This is a genomic window from Micromonospora sp. C97 (genome assembly GCF_018070385.1).
GTDB lineage: Bacteria > Actinomycetota > Actinomycetes > Mycobacteriales > Micromonosporaceae > Micromonospora > Micromonospora parva.
This window is the reverse complement of sequence record NZ_JAGPXU010000004.1, coordinates 198,081-225,056: the sequence shown is the minus strand read 5'-3', so window position 1 is coordinate 225,056 and position 26,976 is coordinate 198,081. Positions and strand designations below refer to the sequence as shown.

Genomic DNA, 26,976 nt, shown 5'->3' with positions numbered 1-26,976 from the left:
TACCCCTCACCGTCGTCGATGCCAGCCGCGAAGAACCTAGACCCTGCCGGCGCGTTGCCGCAGCTGTGGCCGGGAATGAGGGTGACAGGCCGAGCATGGCCGCGGTGAGATGGGACCGTCACCGTACGCGACGGGTCATGGCGCGATGGAGCAGCCTCGATCCGACAGGCCGCGGGGAAAGGGACAGCTGTGCAACTGGTCGCGGGCGAACCGATGGAGTACCTGGGCGGTGACACGGTCGTCGAGGTGGACCATCCGGCAGTGCGGGCGTTAGCTGGTGAACTTCGCGCGGCGCACCCGGACGACGTCGACTTCACGCGGGCCGCCTTCGCATGGGTTCGTGACCGGATCGGGCACTCCGTGGACGCCCAGGATCCGCGGATCACCATCACCGCAGGCGAGGTGCTCAGCGCCGGCGTCGGCCTCTGCTATGCCAAGTCGCACCTGCTGGTGGCCGTGGCCCGGGCCTCCGGCGTCCCGGCCGGGTTGTGCTACCAACAGCTGACCGACGGGGGAAAGCCCTTCCTGCACGGCCTCGTTGCCGTCTACCTCGCGGGCCGCTGGCACCGCCAGGACCCGCGTGGCAACCGCACCGGCATCGACGCCCAGTTCCGGCTCGGGCGTGAGCAACTGGCCTACCCGATCACCGACGGCTCGACCGGCCTCGATCTTCCTGAAGTGCACGTGCGGCCCTCGCCCAATGTGATCGCAGCCCTGCGCGGTGCTCGAGACGCTCTTGAACTGTGCCGCACCGGGTTGCCCGCTACGCCCTGAGTCGGGACAGCGGACGCCGGGCACCCGCCGAGCCGCCATCCGCCGCAGCCGTACACGAAAAAGGCCCCGGCCCGGTGTGAACCACCAGGTCGGGGCCTTGATCGTTGGTGCGCCGCCAGGGACTCGAACCCCGAACCCGCGGATTAAGAGTCCGCTGCTCTGCCAGTTGAGCTAGCGGCGCTCGATCGGCAACGGGACGAGACGCTAGCACGCCAGGGTGCCGCTGGGAAAACAGGGACACCCGCCTCAGTGTCCGCGCGGGCTACCCGGTCAGGACCGCCGGGATCAGTGGCGAGAATCCGGCGGACCATGGCATTTTCGCCTCTCGTCGCCGACTGCGAGCTTTCCTAGGCTCCCTCTCGACACTCCTCAACTGGAACGGAAACGGGGCGGACCGTGCTGCGCTACGTCATGCCCGTGGTGATCGGGCTGGTCTACGTCGGGCTCAACTCCCTCGTCCCGGAGCCGCACCGGCGACGCCTGAACGCGCTCGTCGTCACCGGCGCCGGGGCCGCCTACATCAGCGGTGGCGGGTTCGGGCTGTGGGAGTTGCTCTTCTGCGCGCTGCTGCTGGTGGTGGGCTACGCCGGGCTCACCTCGTACACCTTCATCGGCGTCGGGTGGCTCCTGCACACGGTCTGGGACGTGCTGCACCACCGGCGCGGCACCCCGATCATCCCGTCACTGCATGACTCGTCCTTGGGCTGCGCGCTCTGCGATCCGGTCATCGCGCTCTGGTGCTTCGCCGGTGGCCTGTCGGTGAGAGACCTGTACGGCCGGGTCGCGCGGCGGGCGACCGATGCGCGGCCGTCGGTGACCGCACGGTCCTGACTGGTTGAATTCCGCCATGCACACAGTGGCCGTGCTCGCCCTCGACAGTGTCGTCCCGTTCGATCTGGCCACCCCGATGGAGGTCTTCCAGCGCACCCGCCTGCCGGACGGCCGCGCCGGCTACCGCGTTCTCGTCTGCGCCGCCACACCGACGGTCACCGCTGGGGCGTTCAGCATGGCGGTGCCGTGGGGCCTGGACGTGCTCGTCGACGCCGACACAGTCGTCGTGCCGGGCGTCTCCGACCCCGCCGCCGCGACGCCCGCAACGGTCCTCGACTCGCTGCGCGCCGCCGCCGCGAACGGTGCCCGGATCGCCTCGATCTGCGGTGGCGCGTTCACCCTCGCCGCCACCGGCCTGCTCGACGGGCAGCGCGCGACCACGCACTGGCTCGCCACCGACCGGCTCGCCGCCGAACATCCGCGGATCCAGGTCGACCCCAACGTGCTCTACGTGGACAACGGCCAGTTCCTGACCTCCGCGGGCGCCGCCGCCGGGCTCGACCTGTGCCTGCACCTGGTCCGCCGCGACCACGGCGCCGATGTCGCGGCCGCCACGGCGAGGTTGTCCGTCATGCCGCTGGAACGCGCGGGCGGGCAGGCGCAGTTCATCACGTACGAACCGCCCGCCGCCGACGGGGCGACACTGGAGCCGCTGCTGACCTGGATGCGCGACAACGCCCGGCGCGAGCTGACCCTCGCCGACATCGCCCGCCACGCCGGCTTGAGCACCCGGACGCTGAACCGGCACTTCCGCGACCAGACCGGCACCAGCCCGCTACGGTGGCTGCACCGGGTCCGCGTTCACCAGGCGCAGCATCTCCTGGAAACCACCGTCCATCCCGTCGACCGGGTGGCGACGCAGGTGGGTTTCGGCTCCACCACCGCCTTCCGGGACTGCTTCAAGCGCATCACCGGCACCAGCCCGCAGGCGTATCGGCGGAGCTTCCGGTGACCGCGACGCCCGGGCACCCGATGGGCAGGGATGACGCAGCCGCTGTGCAGCAGCCGGCCCGACGCCGAGCAGCGTCGGGCCAGCGCGAGAGCCCCCGAACCGTCACCAGGGCACCACACCTGCGTCCTCGAAGAATCCACCGGTGGGGCCTCCGTCGGGCAGTGTGGCCAGGCGGATGGCGGTCGCTGCGCCTTCCTGGGGAGTACGCACGCCACGGAAGCCGTTGAGGTCGGTGGCGACGAAGCCCGGGCAGGCGCAGTTGATGAGGATGTTCGTGTCCGCCAGTTCCCGGACGTACTGGAGGGTCACCGCATTCAGGAACGACTTCGAGGGCGCGTAGGCGACAGCGACCGGGCCTGTGGAGGTCTCACCACCGGGACCTGACTGTCGGGCCAGAGAACCGACGCTGCTGGACATGTTCACGATGCGCGGCGAGGCCGACCGACCGAGTAACGGCAGCATCGCGTTCGTCACCCGGATGACACCGATGACGTTGGTCTCCACCACCGCGCGGATGACGGCCGGATCGACGCTGCTCGGCTGCTGCGGCCCGCCACCGGTGATTCCGGCGTTGTTGACCAGGGCATCGAGGCGTCCGGCGCGTTCGGCGATCAGATCGGCTGCGGCGGCGACAGTGCGGTCGTCGGTGACATCCAACGGGACACCGAAGGCGTCGAGGCCGGCGTCCCGCAGTCGCGCCACCGCCGCGTCCCGCCGGGTCTGCTCACGCGCCCCGACACCCACGCTCCAGCCCAGCGCACACAGGCCTGCCGCGATCTCGTACCCGATGCCCTTGTTGGCCCCGGTGACCAGGGCGATCTTCTTGTCACTCATGTCTTCGACTCTGAATCGCGGCTGGCGAGCCGTCCAAGACCACCTGAGTCACGGGCGATACCCTCACGGTATCGCCGCACCTACGTACCCCACAGCTAGGCTCTACGGGTGGAGACACGAGAGCTGCGGTACTTCGTCGCCGTGGCCGAGGAGTTGCATTTCGGCCGAGCAGCGCAACGCCTGGGCATAGCCCAGCCTCCATTGTCGCGGGCGATCAGTCAGCTCGAACGCCGTCTGGGTGCCACCTTGTTGAGGCGTGACAGCCGGTCGGTGACCCTGACCGAAGCCGGTGCGGTCCTGCTGCACGAAGGACGAGCAGCGCTGGACGCTGTGGAAGCTGCCGAACATCGCACCCGCCGCGCAGCTCTCGCCGTTACCGGTCACCCTGGCGTCGTCCTGGCGACCAAGGCTGGAGCGTGCAACGAGTTGCTCGCGAAGCTGCTGAACGTATACGCCGCCGAACCTGGCTCGGTCGACGTCGACGTGGTGCTGTGTGGCCCCGGCGAACAGGAACGACTGTTGCGGACCGGCCGTGCCGATGTCGCGATCCTTCACCACCCGTTCGACGACCTCGGCGGATTCGACACCGAGGAGCTGTCCACCGAGGGCCAGGTCGCCATCCTCCCGGCCGGCCACCCCCTCACCACTCGCGGGAGTTTGCAGCTGAGCGAGGTGACCGAGCTGCCCGACCTGCCTCTACCGCGCTGGCCCGGGAATGATGGCACCTATCCCGACGGCCCAGGTCCTGAGGCACAGAGCCACTCACAGCTTCTGCAGCTCACCTCCCTTGGCCGGACCGTCTTGGTCGTGCCTGACTCCGCCCGATCCCAGCTGAACGATGATGTCGTCGCAGTGCCGATCGTGGACGCGCCGGACGTCACCACGGTCATCGCCTGGCCCCCGCACAGCCGTTCCCGAGCCGTCGCTGATCTTGTACGAGCCGCACTCCGCCTCTAGCGGCTGGATCGCACGTCGTACGCGAAAAAGGCCCTGACCGGCAGACATCCGCCAGGTCAGGGCCTTGCTCGTTGGTGCGCCGCCAGGGACTCGAACCCCGAACCCGCGGATTAAGAGTCCGCTGCTCTGCCAGTTGAGCTAGCGGCGCTCGTTCGGCAACGGAGAGAAGATTAGCACCCGGTCGAGCCGGGCTCCAATCCGGTTACCCGGCTCCCCCCTTCGGTCGAGCTTACCGGGCATATGGCTACAAAGGCACCCGCGTACGAAAGTCCGGGGCGTGGGTGGCGGCGCTGATACGGCACGATGTCCGCCAGGTACGCGAGAACAGAGGTGGGGATGGCACGGTTCACGCGAGCCGGGGCGGTGGTGGGCGCTCTGGCCCTGGCGGCGTCACTGGCACTGGCCGGGTGTGGCGGCGACGAGAAGAAGCCGGAATTCGTTGGTGGGGCGTCCTCGGACGCGAGCGCCGCCCCTGGTTCAGCCGCGCCCTCGGCGCCGAGCGCACCGAGCGGCCCGCCGCTCACACTGAGCCCCGCCGACGGCACGAAGAACCGGCCGGTCAGCACGGAGATCAGCGCGAAGCTCCCGGGTGGCGGGAAGGTGTCCGCGGTGACCCTGACGGCGGACGGTGGTGGCTCGGTCGAGGGCAAGCTGCGCACCGATGGTTCGTCCTGGGTGCCGTCCGCGCCGCTGAAGTGGGGCACCCGCTACACGGCCACGGTGACGGCGAGCGCGTCGGACGGCACGAGCAGCCAGGGCACCAGCAGCTTCACCACGATGGCCAAGCCGAAGTCGACGATCGGTTCGGGCCTCTACCTCTTCGACGACAAGAGCTACGGGGTGGCCATGCCCGTGGTCACCGAGTTCCACCCGGGCATCCCGAAGAAGGACCGCGCGGCGGTGCAGAAGCGGATGTTCGTCAAGACCGACCCGCCGCAGCCGGGCGCCTGGCACTGGGTCAGCAACGGCACGCAGGCCTACTACCGGGCCCCCGAGTACTGGAAACCCGGCACCACCATCACCGTGCGGATCGCCCTGGCCGGCATCCCGCTGAGCAACGGCCGGTACGGCGACATCGACCGCAAGGCCACCGCCAAGATCGGCCGGTCGTTCGAGATGAAGGTCGACAACGCCAACAAGAAGATGACGGTGTACGAGAACGGCGCGCCGGTGCGCACCATCCCGGTGAGCCTGGGCAAGAAGAGCACGCCGTCGTCGAGCGGCACGATGGTGGTGATGGAGAAGAAGGAAGCCACCGTCTTCGACACCCGGGACGACCCGGACCCGGCCAACCGCTACGTGACCGACATTCAGTTCGCCCAGCGGCTCACGTGGGGTGGCGAGTACATCCACGCCGCGCCGTGGTCGGAGCACGTGCAGGGCCGACGGAACGTCTCGCACGGCTGCGTGAACGTGTCGATGGCGAACGCCCGGTGGTTGTTCGACAAGACCCGGATCGGTGACCCGATCACGATCAAGGGGACCGAGCGCAGGATCGCCGCCGGCAACGGTTGGACGGCGTGGAGCCTGAGCTGGTCGGAGTTCATCAAGGGCAGCGCGTTGCCGGTGCCCAGTGGTGGAGCCGGTCCGGCGGTCTGAGGCGTCGGCTCGTTGCGCCGGCTCTGCCGTTGGCGGGGCCGGCGTACCCTTGCACTCCCGCCGTGCGAGGACGGCGCGGCGACCCGCGATCCCCGTTACGGAGACGAGCCAGACTCACGAAACGCCGAATAGTAGCAGAATTCGGGCACTATTGATGGCGTGTTTCGGTTCACCCTCGGCAACCGGGGCCGGCTCTGGCGCGTCAGTAGGAGACGATGGGGCAGCGACCACGACTGTGAGGGAATTCATGCGAGCTAGCCAGGACCAGCTGATCAGGCCCGGTGGGCGACGCCGCGTGTTCGCGGCGGTGCTTCTCGCCGTGGCGCTGGCCTTCACCTCCGCCTGCACCGACGGCGACAAGCCGTCCTCGTGGCACGGCGGTGGCGAGAACCCGGCGCCGAAGGCCACGGCGACGATCAGTGAGCCGGCGGCCGACGCCAAGGACGTGCCGGCGTCCACCGGCATCACGTTCACCACCAAGGACGCCGTGGAGACCGCTGTCGAGCTGAAGGACTCCGCCGGCAAGACGGTCGAGGGCACCCTCGCCAAGGACGGCACGTCGTGGCTGCCGGCCGGCGCGCTGGCATACGGCACGAGCTACACGGCGACGGTGACCGCCACCGGCGACGACGGGCGCCCGGCCACCGCGACCAGCACCTTCACCACCATGGCCAAACCCGGCAACCAGGTTCGGGTGAGCAGCTTCCTCGGTGACAACCAGGTGGTCGGGGTGGGCATGCCGCTGATCGTGAAGTTCAGCCGGAACATCCCGGAGGACTACCGCGACGACGTGCAGCGCCGGATGACAGTCACCTCGACCCCGGCGCAGGAGGGGATCTGGCACTGGGTCAGCCCCACCGAGATCCGCTACCGGCCGAAGGAGTTCTGGAAGCCCAACAGCACTGTCTCCTACCGGGTGCAGGCGGGTGGCCTGCCGATGGGTGCGGGTTGGTACGGCCGCGCCGACCTCTCGGTGGACATCAAGATCGGCGCGGCGGTGGTCATGACGGTCGACAACAAGACCAAGCGGATGACGGTGACCCGCAACGGCTCGGTGATCAAGACCATCCCGGTCAGCCTGGGCAAGAAGAGCACCCCGTCGTCCAGCGGCACCATGGTCGTGATCGAGAAGCTGCGCAAGACGGTCTTCGACACGTTCGAGGAGCTGGGCCCGGAGGAGGGCTACCGCACCAAGATTGACTTCGCGCAGCGCCTCACCTGGGGTGGTGAGTTCATCCACGCGGCACCCTGGTCCGAGGGGCAGCAGGGCAGCGTGAACGTGTCACACGGCTGCGTGAACGTGTCGATGGCCAACGGCGACTGGCTCTTCAAGAACACCCAGATCGGCGACCCGATCACCGTCAAGGGCACCGAGCGCAAGCTGCAGAACGGCAACGGCTGGACCGACTGGAACATGAGCTGGGACGAGTACGTCAAGGGCAGTGCCATTCCGTACGAGCCCCCGGCCGACCCGGACACCACCACCCCGAGCCCGGACGCGACGAGCACCCCGTCCGCCACGCCGACCGCCTGAGCCACCCGAGCAAAAGCCCCCTCTGCGGAGGGGGCTTTTGCGTGGCTGCCCCTGCCTGACCCCAAAAACGACTCAGGCCCCCTCCGAAGAGGGGGCCTGAGCGGTGAAACCAGTGGGGTGACTGATGGGAATTGAACCCACGACAACCGGGACCACAACCCGGTGCTCTGCCAACTGAGCTACAGCCACCATGCCGCCGTCGCCCGGTCGATCGCTCCGGGCGGGGTGCGGACCAATAATAGCCACACCACAGCCAGGCACGTCCAGCGGGTTGCCGGTCGGCGCGGCCGGGGTCAGAGTTCGGCGGCGATGGCCTTGGCGGTCTCGACATCCGGGCCGGGCAGCGGGACGAAGACGGTGCGCCGGTAGTACTCCAACTCCCGGATGCTCTCCCGGATGTCGGCCAGCGCCCGGTGCGCGAGACCCTTCTGCGGCTGGCCGAAGTACACCCGGGGGTACCAGCGACGGCAGAGTTCCTTGATCGACGACACGTCGATCATCCGGTAGTGCAGGTGCGCGTCGAGGCGGGGCATGTCCCGGGCGATGAAGCCCCGGTCGGTGGCGATCGAGTTGCCACACAGCGGGGCGGTACGCGGGTCCTTCACGAAGCCGCGGACGTACTCCAGGACCAGGTCCTCGGCTTCGGCGAGAGTGACCGCCGAGCGGCGGACCTCTTCGGTGAGGCCGGACTTGGCGTGCATCGTCTGCACGATCTCCGGCATCCCCTCCAGCGCCGCTTCGTCGGCGTGGATCACCACGTCGACACCGTCACCCAGCACGTTGAGGTCGGGATCGGTGACCAGTGCCGCAACCTCGATCAGTTTGTCCCTGCCGAGGTCCAACCCGGTCATCTCACAGTCGATCCAGACGAGGAGATCAGCCACCGGGACAGCCTACGCGCAGCCCACGCCCTGTGGCTGCGCGCTCTCGGCGGACCGGACCGCTAGGGTTTCGGGGTGCCAGCAGAACCCGTCGCACCGCCCGCCGTCACCGAAGACGATCCCGGCGGTCGTACGGTCCGTCGCCTGGTCGCCGTGGTGGCGCTCAGCGCCGTGCTGCCAGCGCTCTACCTGCCCGGCCTCGTGCACGACTTCTTCGATCTCAAGATCTACATGTCCGCGATGGACTGGTGGCGGGTCGGCCACCCGCTCTACGACTACGTGCAACCCGACCGGGTGCAGGGCGAGCTGTACTTCACCTACCCGCCCTTCAGTGCGCTGCTGCTGTGGCCGTTCGGTCTGCTGCGGCTCGGCGCGACCGTGGCGATCTTCACGGCGTTGACAGTGTTGGCAGTGGTGCTGACCACCCGGTGGCTGGTGATGCCGGTGATCGACCGACACGGCCTGCCCCGAACGTTCACGCTGGTCACCGCCGTCCTGCTGGTGCTGGCGGTGGAGGGCATCCGGGAGACGATCACCTTCGGCCAGATCAACATGTTGCTGGTCGTGTTGATCCTGGCCGATCTGCTGTTCGCGGTACCGCGGGCGCGACGCTGGGCCGGGGTGGGCGTGGGGCTGGCGACGGCGCTCAAGATCTTCCCCGGCATCTTCATCGTGTACCTGCTGGTCACCCGCCGGTGGCGGGCCGCCGCGGTGGCGAGCGCGACCGCGGCGGCGGCGACGCTGCTGGCGGCGGCGATCGCCCCGCGCGACTCGTGGCGGTTCTGGACCCACGAGCTGTGGACCACCGAGCGGGTGGGGCGCACCGACATCGTCGGCAACCAGTCGCTGTTCGGCCTGCTCAGCCGGTTCACCGCCCCGGAGAAGCCGGACCGGCTGCTCTGGCTGCTGCTGGTCGCCGTGGTCGCCGGCTACGGGCTGTGGCGGGCCGCCCGCGCCGCGCGGGCCGGTGACCCGTTGACGGGCCTGACGTTGACCGGGTTGGTCGGTTCCCTGGCGAGCCCGATCACCTGGACCCACCACATCTACTGGTTCGTGCCGGCGGTGGTGCTGCTCGCCGACGCGGCGTTGAGCGCCAACCGCCCCGACGAGGCACGCCGACGTCGGTGGCTGGCCGCCCTCGCGGTGGGCATCACCGCCCTGACGATCTATGGCGTGGTGACGTTCCAGGCCTGGGGTGTGGCGCCGGTCCGCACCCGTGACCCGTTGGACTTCCTCCTGCAGAACACGTACGTGCTGCTCAGTCTGCTGCTGCTGGTCGCGCTGCCGGTGCGGTCGAGGCTGCGTGCGGAAAATCGCACCAATTGGACAGACCTCCCGAGTAGCCATGATCGGCGCTAACCTGTCCTCATCTACCTCAAGCGTCGCTCGGGTAGCACCGATCCCCCGGTGAGAGTGGCCCTCCGCGTCGGCAGCGCGGAGGGCCACTCGCCGTTCCACCCACCGCCGGGCGGCCCGCTCGCCAAGATCGTCAGCGGCCAGGCCGCCACCCGCAGGGCAAGGCCACCCGGCGAGGCCCGGCCACCAGCAGGCCGTCAGCTGGCGGGCCCGGCGCCACCAGCAGGGCCGTCAGCCGGTGGGGCCACCACCGGTCGGGCCGTGGGCTCGTCCGTGTCGGCCGGCGGCCAGGCGAGGCTCAGCGTCACCTCCGGCGGACGGGGCAGCCGTACCGGCTCGTCAAGGTCGGCGAGGGTGGCCGGGCGGGCACCGATCGCCGACCGGGACCGCTCCGCCGCCCCGGCACCGACCGGGGTGAGCTGACGTACCGCCAACGGCTCGGTCGGCTCCGGCTTCCGGGGGCCCAGGCCACTGAGCGACGTGACCCCGAGGCGACCGGCGAGCACCGGCACCTGGTCCGGCTCGACCACGAAGATCACCTCACGCGGGCGCAGCGGTCGCAGCAGGATCAGCACCGCGCCCACCACCAGCAGCACGCCGACCGCCAGCAGACCCCAGGCGGTCGGACCGGTCCACCCGACCTGCAACTCCGCGCGCAGGTCCAGGGCCAGGTCGGCACCGCCGTCGGGGCGCATCACCACCAGGCTCATGGGCTCGTCGGCGAGGTCGTCCGCGCTCCACTCCAGCGAGCCGATTCCCTCGCGTACCCAGAAGGGCCGACCCAGCGGCGTGACCAGCCCGTCGGCCGTCGCGGCGCCCGGCGGGTCGGTGCGCGGGGTGTCGATGGCCGGTCCGGCCGGGTCGAGCCGGACCGGCAGCGGCCCCCGGGCCAACGCCACCCGGCGGACCGTGGCGTGCGGCACCGCCGCCAGCCAGCCACGCACCTCGGCGGTGGGCGCCAGCCCGACGAACGCCGGCCCGCCAGTGGTGCGGGCGTCCAGGTGCAGCCGGGCCTGCGCGGTACGCGCGAAGGGCGCCTCCTGTCGCAGCAGCCGGTCGAGGTCGGTGACCACCACCGCGTGACCGGGCGTGCGGACCGTTTCGAAGCGGGCGGTGAAGACCCCACCGGGGTCGGCGTGTCGGGTCACCAGCCACAGCCCGCCACCGGCGAACAGCGCCGGAATTCCCACAACCAACAGCAGCATCCCGGCGATCGCCCGCACGAACCGCATCCGCACCGTCCCCCTCCGTAGCCAAATACCCGGCCGACCTTACCGACGCAGCCCGCCTGATCAGGGGATATCCACGGCACGGCCGACACCGACTGCGGAAAGCACGCTGGCCCGCCGGATGATCCGGCGGGCCAGCGGATGAGACAGGGTCAGGCCTTGGCGACCGGCTCCCGGCGGGTCCGCGTGAACGCCAGCCCACCCAGCACCAGGCCGGCGAGGCCGGCGGCGAGACCGGCCACACCGAGGCCGACAGCGAGCCCGTTGCCGTCGTCGTCATCGTCGTCGTCGGGCGACGCGACGGCGGCGCTCGGCGCGGCCGAACCCGACGGCGCGGCCGCGGCGGCCAGGGTGAGCACCGGAGCCGGGTGCTCCGGCTCCTCGGCACCCGCCGCCACCGGTTCGTCGATCCAGCGCGAGATGTTGCCGTCCGAGTAGGTCTGCAGGGTCTTGAAGATCATCGTGTCGACCTGCGGCAACGGCCCCAGCGACACCGGGAACTCCTGGAACTGCCCCGGCTTGACCCCCGCGTCACCGGTAGCCGTCCAGGTGATCTTGGAGACCGCCTCGGTGAGCTGACTGCCGTGCACCTCGATCGGCGGGTCCACCTTGCGCTTCTCCGTGGCGACCGTCCAGCCGGGCACCGGCATCGTCGACACCGAGCCGACCGGGGCGTTTTCCGGCAACACGACCTCCAGCTTGGTGGTCGACGCGGTGTCGCTCTCGTTCGGCACCCGGAACGCCACCCGGGCGTAGCCACCCTGGGTCGCCTCCTTCGGGTTCACCGTGACGTGCGCGGACGCCGGCCCGGCGAAGCCGAGCACAGCGGTGGCGGCGGCGGTGAACGCCAGGGCGGCAGCGGCGGTTGCGGTGCGCCGGAATCGGGTCATGGGTTTCGCGAACCTCTCTAACGGATGGGCACGGTGGCGGTCACCGTGGCCTGGTCGATGTCGGTCGTTCGGGCGGTGATCTTCAGTTGCCACTCGCCGGAGGTCGGCATGCTGATGTCGCCGTAGGCGTGACTGTCCGTCAACCGCAGCAACGGCACCTCGATCGGCTCGATCCCGGCCGAGGGCAGCGCGACTGTCGCCTTCCACTCCGCTACCAGCAGCGGCTGGTTGTTCTTGTCGTACGCGTACAGGTGCACCGAGTTGTTGCCCCGCTCGGCCGGGCTCACCTCGACCTCCACCGCCAACAAGGGGCTGGACAGCCTGGTGCTGAAGAAGCCGGACTCGGACCCGGCGGACGGGCCCGCCACGGCGGTGCGGGCGGGCGTGGTCTGCACGAGCGTGGCGGACACCGCCAGCACCACCACGGTGACTGCCAACTCCACCAGGACCGCCCGGCGCACCGGCACCGGGCGCTGCGCGGCGACCCGGCTGCGCACCAGGTGCCGGGAGTACGCGGCCACGGCGATGACAATCGCGAACAGCCCGATCTTGGCGAGCAGCAGACGCCCGTACGTGGTGTCGATCAGCGCCCGCGGGGTGGCCACCTCGATCAGCGCCTGGACGGTGCCGGCGAGCAGCAGCGCCGAGACGGCGAGCGCCGCCCAGCGCGACCAGATCGGCAGGATCGCGCCCAGCTCCCGTTCGTCGGCCTGACGCAGCAGGAAGACGGCGAGCATCAGCAGACCGCCCAGCCAGACCGCCATGCTGCCCAGGTGGACCGCGTCGACCACCACCGACACCGCCGGCGCCGGGGAGGCCGCCGGGTGCCCGGCCAGCGGCCAGGTCAGCAGGGCGGCACCGCCGAGCACGGCCAGGATGATCGCGTCCGCCCGGCCGGCGGGCCGGGCCAGCAGCGGGCGGAGCAGGAAGACCGACGCCGCCAGCAGGCCGAGCCGGACCAGATGGGCGGCGCCGAAGGCGCTGCCGAAGACACTGCCGAACCCCTCACCGGTGACGTCGAAGAGACCACCACCGGCGGTGTACGGCACCTGCAACCACAGGTCGGCGAGGGTGGCGAAGGCCACCAGACCGAGGCCGGTCCAGGCCAGCCGGGTCGGCCCCCGCCGGGAGAGCCGGCGCGGCCAGAGCGCGGCGAGCACCAACGCCGGCCCGACCAGCAGCACCAGACCCGCGTAGCCGAGGAAACGGGCCACCTTCACCGCCGTCCCCACCACCGGGTTGGCGCGGCTGTCAGTACCGGAGTCGACGGGCGGGGTCGAGGCGGCGCCGACCGAGTAGGTGAACGCCCCGGAGACCGGGTGACTGTCGGCGGAGATCACCCGGAAGCTGACCAGGTAGGTGCCGCGCGCGCCGCCCGGGTCCACCGGGATGGTCACCACGCCGCCGGTGAACGACGGTTCGCCCCGGTCGGCCCGGGACCCGTCCGGCGCGATGACCCGGATCTTGCCGGGCACCTTGCGGACCGACTCACTGAACGTGAGGACCACCTCGGACGGCCCGCTCGGCACGATGGATGAGGCAGCCGGACTGCTGCTCTGCAGCACCGCGTGGGCGCTGGCGGAGGTGGCTGGCGCGATCAACAAGGCGACGACGGTGACCAGGAGGCCGGCGGCGGCGGCCAGCCGGCCGGCCCAGCGGCGGGGGGCGACAGTCATGCCGGCCATGGTCGCCGATCGGTGTCCGGTTCGGCGACCCGAGGGGGGTCGTCGCGTCGGAGATCGCACGTCATGAACGGGTAGTCGGCCCGCGTTGGGAAAAAGTTCCCGACGTGGCGCAGACCATCAAGGGTCGAACGACCCTGACGCGTCGCCGAGTGCCGCGTAACCTGGTGTGTCGTGATCCCTGTCCCGCGTGACTCCGGTGCCGCCGGTCCGGCGGAGCCGGTCGACGACGTCGCCCGGGACCCGGCAACCGGCTGGGCGTTGACCGCCCGCGACGGTGACCCCACCGCCCAGGCGGCGTTCGTCCGGCTGACCCAGGCCGACGTCTGGCGGTTCACCGCCGCCCTCGTCGACCCGGACAGCGCCGACGACCTGACCCAGGAGACCTACCTGCGGGCGTTTCGGGCGCTGCCCGCGTTCGAGGGCCGCTCCAGCGCCCGCACCTGGCTGCTCGGCATCGCCCGGCGGGCCTGCGCCGACCACCTGCGCACTGTCATCCGGCGTCGGCGGCTCGACGAGCGCCTGACGGCGAACGCGTACACCGACCGACCGCACCCGGACCCGGCCGGCCAGCTCGGCGCCGCCGACCTGGTCCGCCGCCTCGGCCCCGAGCGGCGCTCCGCGTTCGTGCTCACCCAACTGCTCGGCCTGTCGTACGCGGAGGCCGCCGCCGTCGAAGGGGTGCCGGTGGGCACCATCCGTTCCCGGGTCGCCCGGGCCCGCGACGACCTGGTCGAGGCGGTCGGCGACGCCCTGACCGGCTGACAGTGGAACTTCCGGCGCGGACGGGACGACAAATGAGCGTGACACCTTCCACCCGGGGCGGCCGGTGGCCAGTGGTCCGCCCCTGGCTCGGCATCGCCGCCCGACTCGGCCTCGCCGCCGTCTGGTTGATCGCCGGCGCGTCGAAGGTCAGCGATCTCGCCGCCTCCGGACGGGCGGTCAACGCCTACCAGGTGCTGCCGTACGACGTGGCAACAGTGATCGGCGCGGCCCTGCCCTTCGTCGAGCTGGCACTGGGCGTGCTGCTACTGCTCGGGCTGGCCACCCGGCTCGTCGCCGGGGTCTCCGCCGCGCTGCTGGTGGTCTTCATCGCGGGGATCGCCTCGGCCTGGTCGCGGGGGCTGGCCATCGACTGCGGCTGCTTCGGCAGCGGCGGGCAACTGGCGGCCGGGCAGGCACCCAGTTACCTCCCGGAGATCCTCCGGGACCTGGGATTCTTGGTTCTAGCCGGATTTCTGCTGATCTGGCCACGTACGCCGGTATCGGTGGACAGGTGGTTGTCCGGCGGACCCGTTGTGGAGGACGAGGATGAGTAGTCGCAAGGGGCAGCGGGACGCCGCCCGGGTGGTCCGCGAGCAACTGGCCCGCGAACGGCGGCGCCGCCGCACGATCTGGGTCTCCGCCGCCGCGGTCGTCGTCCTGGTCATCGCCGGCGTCGTCGGCTGGGCCGTCTGGTCCAGCCAGCGCTCCGACGACTTCACCACCCCGCCCGGCGCCAACAGCGCCGGCACGGGCATCGTCACCGGCAACGGCCCGGTCACCGTCGACGTCTACGAGGACTTTCTCTGCCCGGCCTGCAAGCAGTTCGAGCAGACCAGCGGGTCGACGCTCGAACAACTGGTGGCCGAGAACAAGGCAACTGTCGTCTACCACCCGGTCGCGTACCTCAACCGCTTCTCCACCACCGAGTACTCCACCCGCTCCTCGGCCGCCTCCGGCTGCGCCGCGGCCGGCGGCAAGTACCACGAGTACGCCAAGGCGCTCTTCGCCCAACAGCCACCCGAGGGCAGCGCCGGGCTCACCGACGACCAGCTGATCGACATCGGCACCAGCGTGGGCCTCGACCGGGGCTCCTTCGGCACCTGCGTGAAGGACCAGACGTACCGGACGTGGACCGAACACGTCACCGACGACGCCAGCCGGAACAACGTCACCGGCACGCCGACCGTCAGGGTCAACGGTCAAGCCGTCGAGAACCCCACCCCGGACGCGCTCACCGCAGCCGTGGCGGCGGCCGGCAAGTGATCCGTACCCTGCTGGGCCGCGCCGGCCTGGTCGCGGCCGCGGCCGGCCTCGCGACAGTGATCAGCGCGGCGCCCGCCGCCGCGCACGGCGCGGACGCCCCGGACGGCACCGACTACCGCACCCGGACCACCGGCGTCGCACCGGCGCGGCCAGGACTTGAGGTACGCGTCATCGAGGCGGGTGCCCGACTGGAGCTGACCAACCACACCGGCCGCACCATCGAGGTCATCGGCTACTCCGGCGAGCCGTACCTGCGCGTCGGCCCGGACGGGGTCTTCGAGAACAGCCGCTCCCCCGCCACGTACCTCAACAGCACCATCACCGGGGAGACCGCGCTCCCGGCCGAGGCCGACCCGGCCGCCGCACCGGTCTGGCGGCGGATCGCCGACGGCACCACGGCACGATGGCACGACCAGCGCGCGCTGTGGCAGGAGTCCGCTCCACCGGCCGCCGTCCGCGCCGCACCGGAGCGCGAACACCGGGTCCGGAACTGGAGCATCCCGCTGCGCGACGGCACCGACCCGGTGGCGATCGGCGGCACGCTGGACTGGGTGCCGCCACCGGACGCGTACACCTGGTGGGCGGTGACCATCGTGGGGCTGCTCGCGGTGGGCGCGCTCGGCCTGCTCCCCGCCGCCGGCCCGGCCGGCGCCCGCGCGCTGTCCGCGCTGGGCGTGCTGCTGATGGTCGGCGGCGCGCTGGCCGTCGGCTACCCGGTGGGACGCGAGTTGGACGCCGGCGCCCAGGGCGTCGGTGGCGTGCTGGTCGGGCTGCTGTCCGGGCAGATCTGGTCCCTGCTCACCGGCCTCGGCGCGATAGCCGCCGGCTGGTACGCGCTACGCCGCCGCCCGGCCGCCGACTTCGTGGTCGCGCTCGCCGGGGCCTGCCTGGCGCTCTTCGCCGGAGCGGCGAACGCCGCCGTGTTCGCCCGCGCCATCGCCCCGGTGCCCTGGCCGCCGACGACCGCCCGCGTGCTGGTGGCGCTCTTCCTGATCACCGGCGCCGGCGCGACAGCCGCCGGCATCCTGCGCCTGCACGCCGCCTCCCGCAGCACTGCGGCCGCACCACGGGTCGAGCCCGCCGAGAGTGGGTCTACGGCTGCGGGGTGAACCCGTAGGGCAGTTCCAGGCGGTGCCGTGCCAGCAGGGTGGGGTCGTTGAGCAGGGTGTTGGTGGGGGCGTCGGCGACGATCCGGCCGCCGTCCAGGATCACCGAACGCTCACACAGCTCCGCCGCGTACGGCAGGTCGTGCGTGACCATCAGCAGGGTCACCGGCAGACCGCGCAGGATCTCGGCCAGCTCACGACGGGCCGCCGGGTCCAGGTTCGACGACGGCTCGTCGAGCACCAGGATCTCCGGGTGCATGGCGAGCACCGTGGCCACCGCCACCCGGCGGCGCTGCCCGAACGACAGGTGCTGCGGGGCCCGGTCCCGGTGCTCACCCATCCCCACCGCGGCGAGCGCCTCGTCCACCCGGGCGGCCAACTCGGCCCCCCGCAGACCCAGGTTCGCCGGCCCGAACGCCACGTCCTCCGCCACCGTGGGCAGGAACAACTGGTCGTCCGGGTCCTGGAAGACGATGCCCACCCGGCGACGCACCTCGGCCAGGGTGGCCCGGTCCGGTGTGACAGTCAGCCCGCCGACGCTCACGCTCCCCTCGGTCGGGCTGAGGATGCCGTTGAGGTGCAGCACCAGCGTGGTCTTGCCGGCGCCGTTGGGCCCGAGCAGCGCCACCCGGTCGCCGCGCGGCACGACCAGGTCAACCCCCTGCAGGGCGACGTGCCCGTCCGGGTACGCGTAGCGAACACCCCGAACGTCGAGCGAGACAGCGGTCTGCACGACACCGATCATGACAGGACGACGGCGGTGGCGGCGATGGAGGCCGCCACCACCGGCACGGTAGCCGCGACCAGCCACTGACCGGCGCTCGCCGCACCCTCGCCCTGCCACACGGCCGGCATCCGCCCGGTGTAACCCCGGGACAGCATCGCCAGATAGACCCGCTCGCCGCGCTCGAAGGCGCGCAGGAACAACGCCCCGATCCCGGCGGCGAAGCCACGCAGCTGCCACAGGAAGCGCGGGTCGTCGCCCCGGGAGATCCGGGCCACCCGCATCCGCCGGGCCTCGCCCACCAGCACGTCCAGGTAGCGCAGCATGAACGTGGCGATCTGGGTGAGCACCTGCGGGCAGTGCAGCCGGTCCAGCCCCACGATCAGATCCCGGGTGGTGGTGGTCGCGGCGAGCAGGAGCGAGGCGAGCACCCCCAGGGTGCCCTTGGCCAGAATGTTCCACGCGCCGTGCAGCCCGTCCTCGGACAGCCGCAGACCCAGCACCTCGATCCGGTCGCCGCTGCCGAGGAACGGCAGGGCGACGGCGAACAGCACGAACGGCAGCTCGATCAACGCTCGGCTGAGCAACCACCGTGGCCCCACCCGGGCCAGCGCCGCCACCACGGCCACCAGCACCGCGTACGCGCCGAAGGCCCAGAACGCCTCGCGCGGGGTGGCCACCACGGCGATGGTGAAGACCACCATCGCCACGATCTTGACCTCGGGCGGGAGCCGGTGCACCGGCGAGTCCGACTCGCGGTACAGCACGTGCCCGTGACCGGCACCCATCCGCGTACCCCTGCTCAGCTGGCCGTGCCGGCGCGCGACGCCGCCGCGTCACCGTCGGTGGGCGTGGGCACCGTCGCGTCATCGCCGGTGGCCGTGGGCGTCGGCGCGGCACCGTCGGTCGGCGTGGTGCCCCGGCGGCGGAGCAGCCAGAACCCGCCGGCGCCGATCGCGAAGGTCACCAGCACACCGAGCACCCCGGACAGGCCGGTGGAGACGAAACTGTTCTGCACACCGCGGACGGCGTAGTCGGCGAGCGGGCTGTCGGCCAACTCGTGGTCGCGGGCCTGCTGCGCCGGGCAGCTCCCGCCGACGATGTTGTCGTCGGCGTCGACGGTGCAGCCCTTGAGCAGTGACGAGTCCAACCCGTCCGGGTGCGACGAGGCGTAGTTGCTGACCACACCAGCGAGCAGCAGGGCGACCAGCAGGCCGCCGGCCAGGAAGGCCCAGGAGCGGTTCTTCATCGGACACCTCCGGCGACCGGGACGACGGGGACGGCGGGCGTACGCAGGGAACGCAGCGCGTACACCAGGTCGGGGCGCACCTTCGCGACGGTGAGCACGGTGGTCGCCGTGATCAGGCCCTCGCCGATGCCGATGAGCAGGTGGACGCCGGCCATCGTGCCGGCCAGCCCGGCCAGGTTGCCGCCCAGGTCGGTGGTGCCGCCGAGCCAGTACTGCAGGACGAAGCCCTGCGAGGCGACGACCACGCTGAGCATCGCGGCGACGAACGCGGTCACGGCCAGGCCGGCCCGCGTGCGGGGCAGCACCCGCAACAGCAGCGCGATCAGCGCGTACGCAGCGGCAGTGCCGAGCAACGCCATGTTCGTGATGTTGAGGCCGAGCATCGCCACGCCGCCGTCGCCGAAGATCAGCGCCTGCACGACGAGCACCACTGCCACACAGAGCGCACCGACCCACGGGCCGACCAGCATGGCGGCGAGCGCGCCACCGAGCAGGTGCCCGCTGACACCGGCCGTGAAGATCGGGAAGTTGAGCATCTGGACGGCGAAGATGAACGCCGCCACCAGGCCGGCCATCGGGGCCAGTCGGTCGTCCAGGTCCCGTCGACCACGCAGAACGCAGACGGTGAGCGCGGCCAGAGCGAGCGCAGCGAAGACCGCTGCCACGGGACCGTCGATGATCCCGTTCGAGATGTGCATCGCCAGTGTCTCCACGCGACCTCCCACGCCTGAGCGGACCCGACCGGGCCGGCATGGGTCAGCCTATTTCCCAAGCCTCGTTGTTGCCAGACTCTGGCAACAAGGCATGGGCTTGATCACCTTTCCAGGTCAGGCTTTCCCGACCGCCTGCTGCTGGTCGCCGGCGCGGCACCCCCCGGCACGGCGGTAGGGTCGGGGCCATGACCGCGCCCGACCGCCTCTCCCCCGGTGACCCCGCCCCCGAGTTCACCCTCGGCACCGACACCGGCGACCAGCTCTCCCTCAGCGACCTGCGAGGCCGCAAGGTCGTCCTGTACGCCTACCCGGCCGCGATGACCCCCGGCTGCACCAAGCAGGCCTGCGACTTCCGCGACTCGCTCGCCTCCCTCCAGGCCGCCGGCTACGAGGTCATCGGCCTCTCCCCGGACAAGCCGGAGAAGCTGGCGAAGTTCCGCGAGCGCGACGCGATCCCCTTCCCGCTGGTGTCGGACCCGGACAAGGCGGTGCTGATCGCCTACGGCGCGTACGGCGAGAAGCAGCTGTACGGCAAGACCGTCACCGGCGTGATCCGCTCGACCTTCGTGATCGACGCCGACGGCAAGATCGAACGCGCGCTCTACAACGTCAAGGCCACCGGGCACGTCGCCAAACTCCGCCGCGACCTCGGCCTGGACTGACCTGTCGTACCGGTTCGCTACGGTCCGTCAGTGGTCCGATACAAGTACACGCCCGAAGCACTGGCCGCCGCTGCCGCCGCCGCCCGCAACATCACCGAGGTGATGCGGCTGCTCGGCGTACGCGTCAGCGGCGGCTCGCACGCGCACATCAGCCGGCAGCTCAAGCGGTTCGGCATCGACACGTCACACTTCACCGGTCAGGCACACAATCGAGGCGTGCGGTGGCGACGGGTGTCCCCGACGGAACTGCTGGTGGTGCTGCCGCCCGACTCTCGGCGAATCCCGGGAGTCCGCCTCAAACGCGCCCTGGCAACAATCGGCCTACCCGAGACCTGCGAGGTGTGTGGCACGGGGTCAACGTGGCAAGGCGCCAAACTGACGCTGCACGTCGACCACATCAATGGCGATTTTCTCGACAACCGACCACGCAACCTCCGTCTGCTCTGCCCTAATTGCCACAGCCAGACCTCCACCTACGCAGGTCAGCGACGGCCTGCGGTCGTTGCGCCCGAGGTGGTCTACGATCCTGATGCGGTTACTCCCACCGGCTTCCCACTGGGCAGGCGACTGCCGCGCCGGATGGAGTGGCCGTGGACGCTGGTGGAGTTCAGCTTCAAGGGGCCGTAGCCCAACGGCAGGAGGCATGCGGTTTAGGTCCGCACCAGTGCGGGTTCGAATCCCGTCGGCCCCACATCGCCATTGAATGACGACGGATCCTGGCTCGGTCAGAGCCAGGACTGTTGTTGGGCGCGTCACTGTCGTGGGTCGCGGGCCTGGTCATCGGGTCAGGATGGCGGGCGTGAGTCTGCGCTTCGTCCTCGACCCCGACCTGACCCCGCAGCTGCGCGCCGAGATCGTCGACCTCTGGGTGGACGTCAGCAACGCCGGCGGCGCCGTCGGTTTCGTGCCACCGGTCAGCACCGCCGACGTGCACGTCATCTCCGAGCCGACCTTCGCGGGCATCACCGACGGGCCGGATCGGCTGCTGGTCGGCTACGCCGGTGACCGGCTGGCGGCGATGCTGATCTTCGGTGACAACCGGTTCGCGCTCAAGACGCACTGGTGTGTGGTGAAGCGGGTGATGGTCCACCCGGACACCCAGGGCGCCGGCTACGGCGCGGCGCTCATGACGGAGGCGGCCCGGTTGGGCAGGGCGTTCGGCCACGAGGCGCTGCACGTCACGGTGCGCGACGGGCTGGGGTTGGACAGGTTCTACGCCGGCCTCGGGTATCGGGAGATCGGCCGTCTGCCGGGCGCGTTGCGGGTGGCCCCCGATGACGACCGGGACGAGATCCTGATGTGGCTCGATCTGGCTGTGGCCGACTGAGTGGTCAGCCGGCGCACCGACGGGCGTTCGCCTGGGCCGAACTGGTGGTCGACGTGGCGGTGGCCGGCGCGCTCGCCTTCGCGACCTCGACCGGGCGACGGGTCGGCGTCGGCGTGGCGGCGGGTCGGTTGCCCGGCGGTCGGGTCGACGCGGCGGGACGCCGGGTGGCCGCCGCCGCGCCGCCGGGTGCGTACATCCGGACCGTGCTGTTCTGCACCTGGCCCGGGGCCATCCGGATGCCGCCGACGGTGACCCGGTTGCCGTACACGTCGCTGACCCGGAGGGTGAACGGACCCGGCCCGACGCCGGAGGCGATCAACCAGTAGTTGTAGTCCTGCCGTGCGGCCGGCTGCCAGGGGTCGCTGTCTCTCTGCCGGACCTCGACGGACCGCAGCGGGTTGCCGTGGTTGCCGACCCGGACGGCGAACCACCACTGCGACGCGCCCTCCTTGATCCGGAAGGTGAGTGGTCCGGGCAGCGGGGGGTTGACGACCGCGCGGTAGGTGACCGGAACGACGCCCTGGACCGGGTCGGCGATCCGGGCGAACGCCTCACGGGACAGGTCGAGGTGGCCGGGCTGGCACTCCGGGCACTGGTCCATGATGAGCACCCGGACGGTGCCCTTCGGGCCGACGACGTCGAGGAATCCGCCGCAGGCGGCACCGACGGAGTATTCCGTCGGCCCGAGCGCGACGTAGAGCCGGTTGGCCGGGGCGGACGGGTTCGAGCAGTTGCCGCCGGCTCCCTTGGAGTCGTAGAAGGTCGCCTTTCCGGTGTGCGTGGCGTTGCCGGTGGGTGGCGCGGCGGCGAGCGTCCGGCCGGCGGCGCAGGCCGGGGTGGATCCGGAGCGTAAGGCGAGGGTGAGCCCGAGCGTCGCCGCGAGGACGGTGACGCCGGTGGCGACCAGCCAGGGCTTCGCGCCGGACGACGGTGCCGGCCGGTCCGTTGGGGGATGGTCCAGGTCGATGGTGATGTCGACAACGCTTCCGTCCGGCACGACGGCGATGCTGCCGGATTCTGGCGGGTGCCGACAAGCGGGCTAAGCCAAAGCTAAGACAGCATCGACGGACGGTGATGAGGGGGTGCGGATTGCCGGTTGCTGGCGGGGTCAGGGCTCGACGACGATCGGGGCGCCCACGGCCAGGGGTCCATTGTCGATCGGCACCAGGTTCAGTCCGAAGAGGAGTTTTTGCTTGACGTTGCGGTGCCGCCCGAGGGTGCGCAGCGGCTCCTTCGTGCGTACGCCGGTCTCCTGGTCGGTGGTGGTCACCACACAGCGGTCGCACGGCCCGGCGGCGCGGAACAGCCGGTCGCCGATGCGCAGTGGCCGACCGACCCAGTCGTCCTCGGCCCAGGCCGGCGCGCCGCTGACCACCAGGTTGGGTCGGAACCGGGTCATCGGCACCGGTTCCTCCCCCGCCTCGGCGAGCCAGTCGTTGAGGCCGTCGAGGGAGGCGGCGTTCGCCAGCAGCACCGGGTAGGCGTCGGCGAAACTGACCTGGTCACCGGTGTCGTGTTCGCGGGACCCGGCGGCCAGGTGGCGGGTCGGCTGGGCCAGCCAGACCAACCGGACGGGTCGGCCGAGCAGGGCGGTGAGCCAGTCGTCGGCGTCCTGGCCGGCCGGCAGCGCGGGCACCGGGAAGGCGCGGCTGCGGAAGGTGCGCACCGGTACCGGTTCACCGCCTGCGGGCTCGGGCACGTCGAGGTCGGGCTGCCCGTCGGCGCGCAGCGACAGACCTCCGGGGCGCACCGAGGCGCGCAGGCCCACGAGCCGGGTGGTGTCCCGCTGGGTGACGCCGACGCCGTCGGCGTCCACGACCATCCAGCGCCGGTCGCCGGCCAGCCCCCACCGGTGCACGAACGCACCGTCGTGGTCGAGCCGGTGACAACCCTTGATCGGGTACGTGTGAATGGAGGTCAGCCGCACCCGGCTACCATGCCACGCCGATCCCGTCGCCCGGGTACCAGTGGTTGACCGGGCTCTCCCGGTACGCGAGGAACCGGCGGCCGGTGCGTTCGGCGTGCTCGGCGAGCACGTTGGTGCTGGTGACGTTGTCGGTGAGCAGGATCGCGCCGGGGGCGAGCTTGGGCTCCACGGCGTCGAACTCACGCTTCTCGTGGGCACGGCTGTGGTCGCTGTCGTGCAGGAACAGGTCCACCGGGCGGTCCAGCGCGCCGATCGAGGCGACCGAGTCGCCGATCACCAGGTCGACGACCTCGGACCAGGGCGCGACCCGGGCGAGGTAGCCGGCCTCCGGGTTGATGTCCAGGGAGGTGACCCGCCCGGGGTGCCCCTCCTGCGCGTTGCGCAACAGGGCGGACGCCAGGACGCAGGTGCCCAACCCCTTGTCGACGCCGGTCTCCACGACGTGTGCGGGGTGGGTGGCCCGGACGATCGCGTACCAGCCGACGCGTCGGGCGTAGCGGACCTTCCGGTCGGCGAGGCCACGGCGGGCTGCGGTGGCGGTCGCCTGCTCGATGTGGTGGCGCAGCGCGTCGTCGGACTCGATCTCGGCGACGTAGCCGCGGACCTGCTGCACGGGGATGTCGCAGACGACGCTGACGAACCAGGTCAGGTGGTGGCGGCTCAGCTTGGTCAGCTCGTAGGTGTAGTTGTGATGCTCACGGGAGGTGACCAGCCACCGGGCCGAGGCGCGCAGCACCTTGGCGTCGTGGCGGGCGACCCGGGCGAACCGCTTGGGGAAGGCGGCGACGGGTGCGAGCGGGGTACGGGCGATGGCTCGGCGGAGCTTCGTTGCGTCCACCGAAGGTTCATACCACTTCCCCGGGAGCGTCGGCAGAGGGAAACGGCGGATGGTGCGCCGCCCGATTTGGGACTTACGTCGCACGATGGTGTCCGGACGAGGGTACGCGCTGAGAAACCACGTTCAGTAGCATCGCGCCCATGCCACGTCGTGAACATACAGCGGAGCACTGGACGGAACCGAGTTACGGCGCCGCCGGCGGGCCTCAACCGACCGAGGACATTCCGCCGGCCGCCGCACCGCCGCGCCGCCGCCGCTGGCGCCGGATCGCCCTGTTCAGCCTGCTGATCCTGCTGGTGCTGGGCGGCAGCGGCATGGTGGCCGGCGGTCTCTACCTGCGGTCGGTCGAGTCGGGTATCGAGCGGGTCGACGCCTTCGACGGCGTGCCCGAGGAGTCGCGCCCCCAGGCGGCCGTCGACGGCGCGATGAACATCATGATTCTGGGCAGCGACTCCCGCGACCCGGAGAAGACGAGCGGCTCGCGTACCGACACGATCATCCTTGCCCACCTGCCGAAGGACCGGAAGAGCGCCCAGCTGATCTCGATTCCCCGCGACACCTGGGTTTCGGTGCCGAAGTCGGCGGACGGCAACAACGGTGGCCGGGACGCCAAGGTGAACGCCGCGTACGCCTGGGGTGGGGTGCCCCTCATGGTGCAGACGGTGGAGAAGTTCACCGGGGTCCGGGTGGACCACGTGACGCTGATCGACTTCGCTGGTTTCAAGGAGATCATCGACGCGCTGGGCGGCGTGGACATCGACTCGGAGAAGAGCTTCACCTCGATCCACGAGCCGTTCCGCACCTTCAAGAAGGGTGTGCAGCGGATGGACGGCGAGGCGGCTCTGGACTACTCCCGCCAGCGCAAGCAGTTCGCCGACGGTGACTTCGCCCGGATCCGCCACCAGCAGCAGGTGATCCGCGCCATCATCGACAAGGCCTCCTCCGGCGGCATCCTCACCAACCCCGGCAAGTTGAACAGCTTCCTCAAGGCGACTTCGAACTCCGTCTCGGTGGACAAGGAACTGTCGCTGTTCGACATGGCGACGCAGATGCGTGGCGTTCGCGGCGGGAACATGACCTTCGTGACCAGCCCGACCAAGGGCACCGGCCGGATCGGCTCGGAGAGCGTGGTGTTGGCCGACAACGCCCGAGCCAAGACGTTCTACGACGCGGTCCGCCGGGACTCGGTCGGCGAGATCGTCAGCCTCGGCAAGAAGTAACGCCTGGAGCCGGCGCGGGAACCGCCGGCAGTCGAGACACCAGACGGGCGGCGGCCTCACTGCCGCCGCCCGTCGCTGTCGGTGGTTCTTCTGGGAAACCCCGGTGATCGGGGTCGGTCAGTACGCTCCGCGCCGGGCCAGCACCACGCTGGCCGTCTTCCAGAGGATGGCGAGGTCGTACACCAGCGACCAGTTGTCCACGTAGTGCAGGTCCAGTCGGACCGCGTCGTCCCAGGTGAGGTCGGAGCGGCCGGAGATCTGCCAGAGGCCGGTGATGCCGGGCCGCACCAGCAGCCGCCGGCGGACGTCACCGCGGTAGTCGTCGTCCTCGGTGGGCAGTGGACGTGGCCCGACCAGCGACATCTGCCCGCGCAGCACGTTGATCAGCTGGGGCAGTTCGTCCAGGGAGAGCGCCCGCAGGTGCCGGCCGATCGGGGTGACCCGGGGGTCGTCCTTCATCTTGAAGAGCAGGCCGTCGCTCTCGTTGCGATCTTTCAAGGTCGCCAGCCGCTGCTCGGCGTCGGTGTACATGGTCCGGAACTTCCAGACCTTGAAGGCGCGTCCCTCGTGGCCGATGCGGGTCTGCCGGAACATCACCGGCCCGGGATCGTTGATCTTGATGGCCAGCGCGATGGCGAACAGCACCGGGCTCAGCAGCACCAGCCCGACCAGCGCGGTCACCCGGTCCAGCACGCTCTTGGCCAACAGCGAGAGACCGGAGATGGTCGGCTCGTCCACATTGAGCAGGGGAAGGCCCTCGATGGGCCGGACGTGGATGCGGGGACCGGTGACGTCGGTGACCTGGGGGACCACCACCAGGTTCAGGCCGGTGCCCTCCAACTGCCAGGCGAGCTTGCGAAGCTCGTACGACTCCAGGCTGGCGGGCCCGCAGACGGCGATGGTGTCCGCGCCGAGTTGTTGGACCAGCGGCACCAGGTCCCAGCCCACGTACACCGGCACCGGGGCGTTCACCCGTTCGCCCGGACGGGGATGGTGGGGCAGGTGGATGGCGATCGGGTGCAACCCGGCCCCGTAGTTGCGGGTCACCACCTCGTGCAGCGCGAGCGCGTCGACGAGGCGGCCCACCAGCAGCACCTTCTGCGACGCCCGCCCGGTACGCCGGATCCGCCGAAGCACCACCCGGGCGGCGAACCGAACGACGAGCGTGTAGAGCAGCAGGCAGACGATGATGGCAGCGACAGTGGCCCGGGACAGGTCCTTCTTGAAGCCGAGCGCCAGGAACGAGACAGCGGCGGCCATCGCGAGACTCGCCCTAGCGACCCGCTTGAGTTCTTCGGTGCCCAGCCCGAGCGCCCGCTGGTCATACGCCCCGGACGCGACGAGCAGGATCAGCCAGCCCACCGGAACGCCGACGAAGGCCGCGAGGCTGAAGGAGCTGACGTTCCCGAGCACCCGCTGGTCCCAGAAACCGGCGTCGGCGTCGGCCAGCAGGGTGACGACCGTCCGGCTGGCGGCCAGGGCCGCGAGGACGTCGAGCAGGACCAGCCAGGCCACGTAGCGGCGACGCCAGTTGGCCCGAGGCGCGACCGGACGGGCGAACACCGACCGGGCCATGCCGTTGGACGGAGGCGTGATCACACCCAGGTCGGGGTCGAAGCTCGGTCTTTGCTGCGACGAGACAGCCGTGAGGAATTGCGTGTGT

Annotated in this window: 28 protein-coding genes and 4 tRNA genes; 16 read left to right on the top strand and 16 right to left on the bottom strand. The window is 70.9% G+C overall.

Annotated features, from left to right (window positions below; genetic code table 11):
• The first annotated feature begins 189 nt into the window (after positions 1 to 189).
• Entirely contained in the window at positions 190 to 774 is a 585-nt protein-coding gene (locus KBX26_RS09135; protein WP_210857789.1) for a transglutaminase family protein, read from the top strand.
• A 105-nt stretch (positions 775 to 879) separates the two neighbouring features.
• Here KBX26_RS09135 and KBX26_RS09130 read toward each other — a convergent pair.
• Positions 880 to 955: transfer RNA gene (locus KBX26_RS09130), tRNA-Lys, on the bottom strand.
• Between the two features lie 215 nt (positions 956 to 1,170).
• On the opposite strand from KBX26_RS09130, the gene KBX26_RS09125 reads away from it, so the two are divergent.
• Positions 1,171 to 1,605, top strand: a complete 435-nt coding sequence (locus tag KBX26_RS09125) for a DUF6010 family protein (RefSeq protein WP_245233610.1) — start codon at positions 1,171 to 1,173, stop codon at positions 1,603 to 1,605.
• Between the two features lie 16 nt (positions 1,606 to 1,621).
• Positions 1,622 to 2,557, top strand: a complete 936-nt coding sequence (locus KBX26_RS09120; RefSeq protein ID WP_210865161.1) for a GlxA family transcriptional regulator — start codon at positions 1,622 to 1,624, stop codon at positions 2,555 to 2,557.
• Positions 2,558 to 2,659: 102 nt separating this feature from the next.
• On the opposite strand, the gene KBX26_RS09115 is transcribed toward KBX26_RS09120, so the two are convergent.
• Positions 2,660 to 3,391 (bottom strand): SDR family oxidoreductase, encoded by a 732-nt coding sequence (locus KBX26_RS09115; protein ID WP_210865160.1) that lies wholly within the window; start codon positions 3,389 to 3,391, stop codon positions 2,660 to 2,662.
• Positions 3,392 to 3,499: 108 nt separating this feature from the next.
• On the opposite strand from KBX26_RS09115, the gene KBX26_RS09110 reads away from it, so the two are divergent.
• Positions 3,500 to 4,348 (top strand): LysR family transcriptional regulator, encoded by an 849-nt coding sequence (locus KBX26_RS09110; RefSeq protein WP_210865159.1) that lies wholly within the window; start codon positions 3,500 to 3,502, stop codon positions 4,346 to 4,348.
• A gap of 72 nt (positions 4,349 to 4,420) precedes the next feature.
• Here the strand turns inward: KBX26_RS09110 and KBX26_RS09105 are convergent.
• A tRNA-Lys gene (locus KBX26_RS09105) sits at positions 4,421 to 4,496 on the bottom strand.
• Between the two features lie 188 nt (positions 4,497 to 4,684).
• Here KBX26_RS09105 and KBX26_RS09100 point away from each other — a divergent pair.
• Positions 4,685 to 5,947, top strand: a complete 1,263-nt coding sequence (locus KBX26_RS09100) for an Ig-like domain-containing protein (protein WP_210865158.1) — start codon at positions 4,685 to 4,687, stop codon at positions 5,945 to 5,947.
• A 247-nt stretch (positions 5,948 to 6,194) separates the two neighbouring features.
• Complete coding sequence (locus KBX26_RS09095) at positions 6,195 to 7,481, top strand: Ig-like domain-containing protein (RefSeq protein WP_210865157.1); 1,287 nt, start codon at positions 6,195 to 6,197, stop codon at positions 7,479 to 7,481.
• 113 nt (positions 7,482 to 7,594) lie between these two features.
• Here KBX26_RS09095 and KBX26_RS09090 read toward each other — a convergent pair.
• A tRNA-His gene (locus KBX26_RS09090) sits at positions 7,595 to 7,670 on the bottom strand.
• A gap of 104 nt (positions 7,671 to 7,774) precedes the next feature.
• Positions 7,775 to 8,365 carry an oligoribonuclease gene (gene orn / locus KBX26_RS09085; protein WP_036411320.1) on the bottom strand — a complete coding sequence of 197 codons (591 nt, stop codon included), beginning with the start codon at positions 8,363 to 8,365 and terminating at the stop codon, positions 7,775 to 7,777.
• Between the two features lie 72 nt (positions 8,366 to 8,437).
• On the opposite strand from orn, the gene KBX26_RS09080 reads away from it, so the two are divergent.
• Positions 8,438 to 9,721, top strand: a complete 1,284-nt coding sequence (locus tag KBX26_RS09080; protein WP_210865156.1) for a glycosyltransferase 87 family protein — start codon at positions 8,438 to 8,440, stop codon at positions 9,719 to 9,721.
• A gap of 194 nt (positions 9,722 to 9,915) precedes the next feature.
• Here KBX26_RS09080 and KBX26_RS33160 read toward each other — a convergent pair whose 3' ends face one another.
• The 3 genes from KBX26_RS33160 to KBX26_RS09065 all read right to left on the bottom strand — a co-directional run bounded on the left by KBX26_RS33160 (position 9,916) and on the right by KBX26_RS09065 (position 13,522).
• Positions 9,916 to 10,950 carry a hypothetical protein gene (locus KBX26_RS33160; RefSeq protein ID WP_210865220.1) on the bottom strand — a complete coding sequence of 345 codons (1,035 nt, stop codon included), beginning with the start codon at positions 10,948 to 10,950 and terminating at the stop codon, positions 9,916 to 9,918.
• Between the two features lie 149 nt (positions 10,951 to 11,099).
• Positions 11,100 to 11,837, bottom strand: coding sequence for a YcnI family protein (locus KBX26_RS09070; RefSeq protein ID WP_210865155.1), 738 nt, complete (start codon positions 11,835 to 11,837; stop codon positions 11,100 to 11,102).
• 17 nt (positions 11,838 to 11,854) lie between these two features.
• Positions 11,855 to 13,522, bottom strand: a complete 1,668-nt coding sequence (locus KBX26_RS09065; RefSeq protein ID WP_210865154.1) for a copper resistance CopC/CopD family protein — start codon at positions 13,520 to 13,522, stop codon at positions 11,855 to 11,857.
• Between the two features lie 171 nt (positions 13,523 to 13,693).
• Between KBX26_RS09065 and KBX26_RS09060 the strand changes: the two genes are divergently transcribed.
• From KBX26_RS09060 to KBX26_RS09045, 4 genes are read left to right on the top strand one after another with little or no spacing between them, the layout of a single operon-like run.
• Positions 13,694 to 14,284, top strand: coding sequence for a sigma-70 family RNA polymerase sigma factor (locus tag KBX26_RS09060; RefSeq protein ID WP_210865153.1), 591 nt, complete (start codon positions 13,694 to 13,696; stop codon positions 14,282 to 14,284).
• 32 nt (positions 14,285 to 14,316) lie between these two features.
• The gene (locus KBX26_RS09055) at positions 14,317 to 14,838 is read left to right on the top strand and encodes a MauE/DoxX family redox-associated membrane protein (protein WP_210865152.1); all 522 of its coding nucleotides are present in this window, start codon (positions 14,317 to 14,319) and stop codon (positions 14,836 to 14,838) included.
• Complete coding sequence (locus KBX26_RS09050; RefSeq protein WP_210865151.1) at positions 14,831 to 15,547, top strand: thioredoxin domain-containing protein; 717 nt, start codon at positions 14,831 to 14,833, stop codon at positions 15,545 to 15,547. The genes KBX26_RS09055 and KBX26_RS09050 overlap by 8 nt, the downstream gene beginning before the upstream one ends.
• Positions 15,544 to 16,656, top strand: a complete 1,113-nt coding sequence (locus KBX26_RS09045; protein ID WP_210865150.1) for a hypothetical protein — start codon at positions 15,544 to 15,546, stop codon at positions 16,654 to 16,656. Before KBX26_RS09050 ends, KBX26_RS09045 begins: the two co-directional genes overlap by 4 nt.
• Here the strand turns inward: KBX26_RS09045 and KBX26_RS09040 are convergent.
• Genes KBX26_RS09040 through KBX26_RS09025 form a run of 4 tightly spaced genes read right to left on the bottom strand, consistent with a single transcriptional unit; the run spans position 16,640 to position 19,339 of the window.
• Positions 16,640 to 17,398: an energy-coupling factor ABC transporter ATP-binding protein gene (locus KBX26_RS09040; protein WP_030331215.1), complete on the bottom strand. Its 759-nt coding sequence runs from the start codon at positions 17,396 to 17,398 to the stop codon at positions 16,640 to 16,642. The two genes, KBX26_RS09045 and KBX26_RS09040, sit on opposite strands and share 17 nt — an antisense overlap.
• Entirely contained in the window at positions 17,395 to 18,165 is a 771-nt protein-coding gene (cbiQ, locus tag KBX26_RS09035; RefSeq protein ID WP_030331216.1) for a cobalt ECF transporter T component CbiQ, read from the bottom strand. The genes KBX26_RS09040 and cbiQ overlap by 4 nt, the downstream gene beginning before the upstream one ends.
• Before the next feature lie 14 nt (positions 18,166 to 18,179).
• Complete coding sequence (locus KBX26_RS09030; RefSeq protein ID WP_210865149.1) at positions 18,180 to 18,626, bottom strand: PDGLE domain-containing protein; 447 nt, start codon at positions 18,624 to 18,626, stop codon at positions 18,180 to 18,182.
• The gene (locus KBX26_RS09025) at positions 18,623 to 19,339 is read right to left on the bottom strand and encodes an energy-coupling factor ABC transporter permease (RefSeq protein ID WP_210859347.1); all 717 of its coding nucleotides are present in this window, start codon (positions 19,337 to 19,339) and stop codon (positions 18,623 to 18,625) included. Before KBX26_RS09025 ends, KBX26_RS09030 begins: the two co-directional genes overlap by 4 nt.
• 185 nt (positions 19,340 to 19,524) lie before the next feature.
• Between KBX26_RS09025 and bcp the strand changes: the two genes are divergently transcribed.
• The 4 genes from bcp to KBX26_RS09005 all read left to right on the top strand — a co-directional run bounded on the left by bcp (position 19,525) and on the right by KBX26_RS09005 (position 21,328).
• Positions 19,525 to 20,001, top strand: a complete 477-nt coding sequence (gene bcp / locus KBX26_RS09020) for a thioredoxin-dependent thiol peroxidase (RefSeq protein WP_210865148.1) — start codon at positions 19,525 to 19,527, stop codon at positions 19,999 to 20,001.
• Between the two features lie 30 nt (positions 20,002 to 20,031).
• Positions 20,032 to 20,628 carry an HNH endonuclease gene (locus tag KBX26_RS09015; protein ID WP_209444544.1) on the top strand — a complete coding sequence of 199 codons (597 nt, stop codon included), beginning with the start codon at positions 20,032 to 20,034 and terminating at the stop codon, positions 20,626 to 20,628.
• Positions 20,619 to 20,692, top strand: a tRNA-Leu gene (locus tag KBX26_RS09010). Before KBX26_RS09015 ends, KBX26_RS09010 begins: the two co-directional genes overlap by 10 nt.
• Before the next feature lie 108 nt (positions 20,693 to 20,800).
• Entirely contained in the window at positions 20,801 to 21,328 is a 528-nt protein-coding gene (locus tag KBX26_RS09005) for a GNAT family N-acetyltransferase (RefSeq protein ID WP_030331226.1), read from the top strand.
• Positions 21,329 to 21,332: 4 nt separating this feature from the next.
• On the opposite strand, the gene KBX26_RS09000 is transcribed toward KBX26_RS09005, so the two are convergent.
• The 3 genes from KBX26_RS09000 to KBX26_RS08990 all read right to left on the bottom strand — a co-directional run bounded on the left by KBX26_RS09000 (position 21,333) and on the right by KBX26_RS08990 (position 24,093).
• Positions 21,333 to 22,325 (bottom strand): expansin EXLX1 family cellulose-binding protein, encoded by a 993-nt coding sequence (locus tag KBX26_RS09000; protein ID WP_307857775.1) that lies wholly within the window; start codon positions 22,323 to 22,325, stop codon positions 21,333 to 21,335.
• 111 nt (positions 22,326 to 22,436) lie between these two features.
• Positions 22,437 to 23,255: an MOSC domain-containing protein gene (locus tag KBX26_RS08995; protein ID WP_210865147.1), complete on the bottom strand. Its 819-nt coding sequence runs from the start codon at positions 23,253 to 23,255 to the stop codon at positions 22,437 to 22,439.
• 4 nt (positions 23,256 to 23,259) lie between these two features.
• The gene (locus KBX26_RS08990; protein WP_210865146.1) at positions 23,260 to 24,093 is read right to left on the bottom strand and encodes an O-methyltransferase; all 834 of its coding nucleotides are present in this window, start codon (positions 24,091 to 24,093) and stop codon (positions 23,260 to 23,262) included.
• 140 nt (positions 24,094 to 24,233) lie between these two features.
• Here KBX26_RS08990 and KBX26_RS08985 point away from each other — a divergent pair, with 140 nt between their 5' ends.
• Positions 24,234 to 25,313, top strand: coding sequence for an LCP family protein (locus KBX26_RS08985; protein ID WP_081883806.1), 1,080 nt, complete (start codon positions 24,234 to 24,236; stop codon positions 25,311 to 25,313).
• Positions 25,314 to 25,430: 117 nt separating this feature from the next.
• On the opposite strand, the gene KBX26_RS08980 is transcribed toward KBX26_RS08985, so the two are convergent.
• Complete coding sequence (locus KBX26_RS08980) at positions 25,431 to 26,888, bottom strand: sugar transferase (protein WP_051708389.1); 1,458 nt, start codon at positions 26,886 to 26,888, stop codon at positions 25,431 to 25,433.
• Positions 26,889 to 26,976 lie beyond the last annotated feature (88 nt).

What these genes read in the sequence shown, in the direction of transcription:
- KBX26_RS09095 (WP_210865157.1), top strand. Translation starts at nt 6,195, where the DNA reads ATGCGAGCTAGCCAGGACCAGCTGATCAGGCCCGGTGGGCGACGCCGC.
- KBX26_RS09115 (WP_210865160.1), bottom strand. Translation starts at nt 3,391, where the DNA reads ATGAGTGACAAGAAGATCGCCCTGGTCACCGGGGCCAACAAGGGCATC.
- KBX26_RS09050 (WP_210865151.1), top strand. Translation starts at nt 14,831, where the DNA reads ATGAGTAGTCGCAAGGGGCAGCGGGACGCCGCCCGGGTGGTCCGCGAG.
- KBX26_RS09065 (WP_210865154.1), bottom strand. Translation starts at nt 13,522, where the DNA reads ATGGCCGGCATGACTGTCGCCCCCCGCCGCTGGGCCGGCCGGCTGGCC.
- bcp (WP_210865148.1), top strand. Translation starts at nt 19,525, where the DNA reads ATGACCGCGCCCGACCGCCTCTCCCCCGGTGACCCCGCCCCCGAGTTC.
- KBX26_RS08985 (WP_081883806.1), top strand. Translation starts at nt 24,234, where the DNA reads ATGCCACGTCGTGAACATACAGCGGAGCACTGGACGGAACCGAGTTAC.
- KBX26_RS08980 (WP_051708389.1), bottom strand. Translation starts at nt 26,888, where the DNA reads ATGGCCCGGTCGGTGTTCGCCCGTCCGGTCGCGCCTCGGGCCAACTGG.
- KBX26_RS09030 (WP_210865149.1), bottom strand. Translation starts at nt 18,626, where the DNA reads ATGAAGAACCGCTCCTGGGCCTTCCTGGCCGGCGGCCTGCTGGTCGCC.
- KBX26_RS09070 (WP_210865155.1), bottom strand. Translation starts at nt 11,837, where the DNA reads ATGACCCGATTCCGGCGCACCGCAACCGCCGCTGCCGCCCTGGCGTTC.
- cbiQ (WP_030331216.1), bottom strand. Translation starts at nt 18,165, where the DNA reads ATGGGTGCCGGTCACGGGCACGTGCTGTACCGCGAGTCGGACTCGCCG.
- KBX26_RS33160 (WP_210865220.1), bottom strand. Translation starts at nt 10,950, where the DNA reads ATGCGGTTCGTGCGGGCGATCGCCGGGATGCTGCTGTTGGTTGTGGGA.
- KBX26_RS09120 (WP_210865161.1), top strand. Translation starts at nt 1,622, where the DNA reads ATGCACACAGTGGCCGTGCTCGCCCTCGACAGTGTCGTCCCGTTCGAT.
- KBX26_RS09055 (WP_210865152.1), top strand. Translation starts at nt 14,317, where the DNA reads ATGAGCGTGACACCTTCCACCCGGGGCGGCCGGTGGCCAGTGGTCCGC.
- KBX26_RS09040 (WP_030331215.1), bottom strand. Translation starts at nt 17,398, where the DNA reads ATGATCGGTGTCGTGCAGACCGCTGTCTCGCTCGACGTTCGGGGTGTT.
- KBX26_RS09100 (WP_210865158.1), top strand. Translation starts at nt 4,685, where the DNA reads ATGGCACGGTTCACGCGAGCCGGGGCGGTGGTGGGCGCTCTGGCCCTG.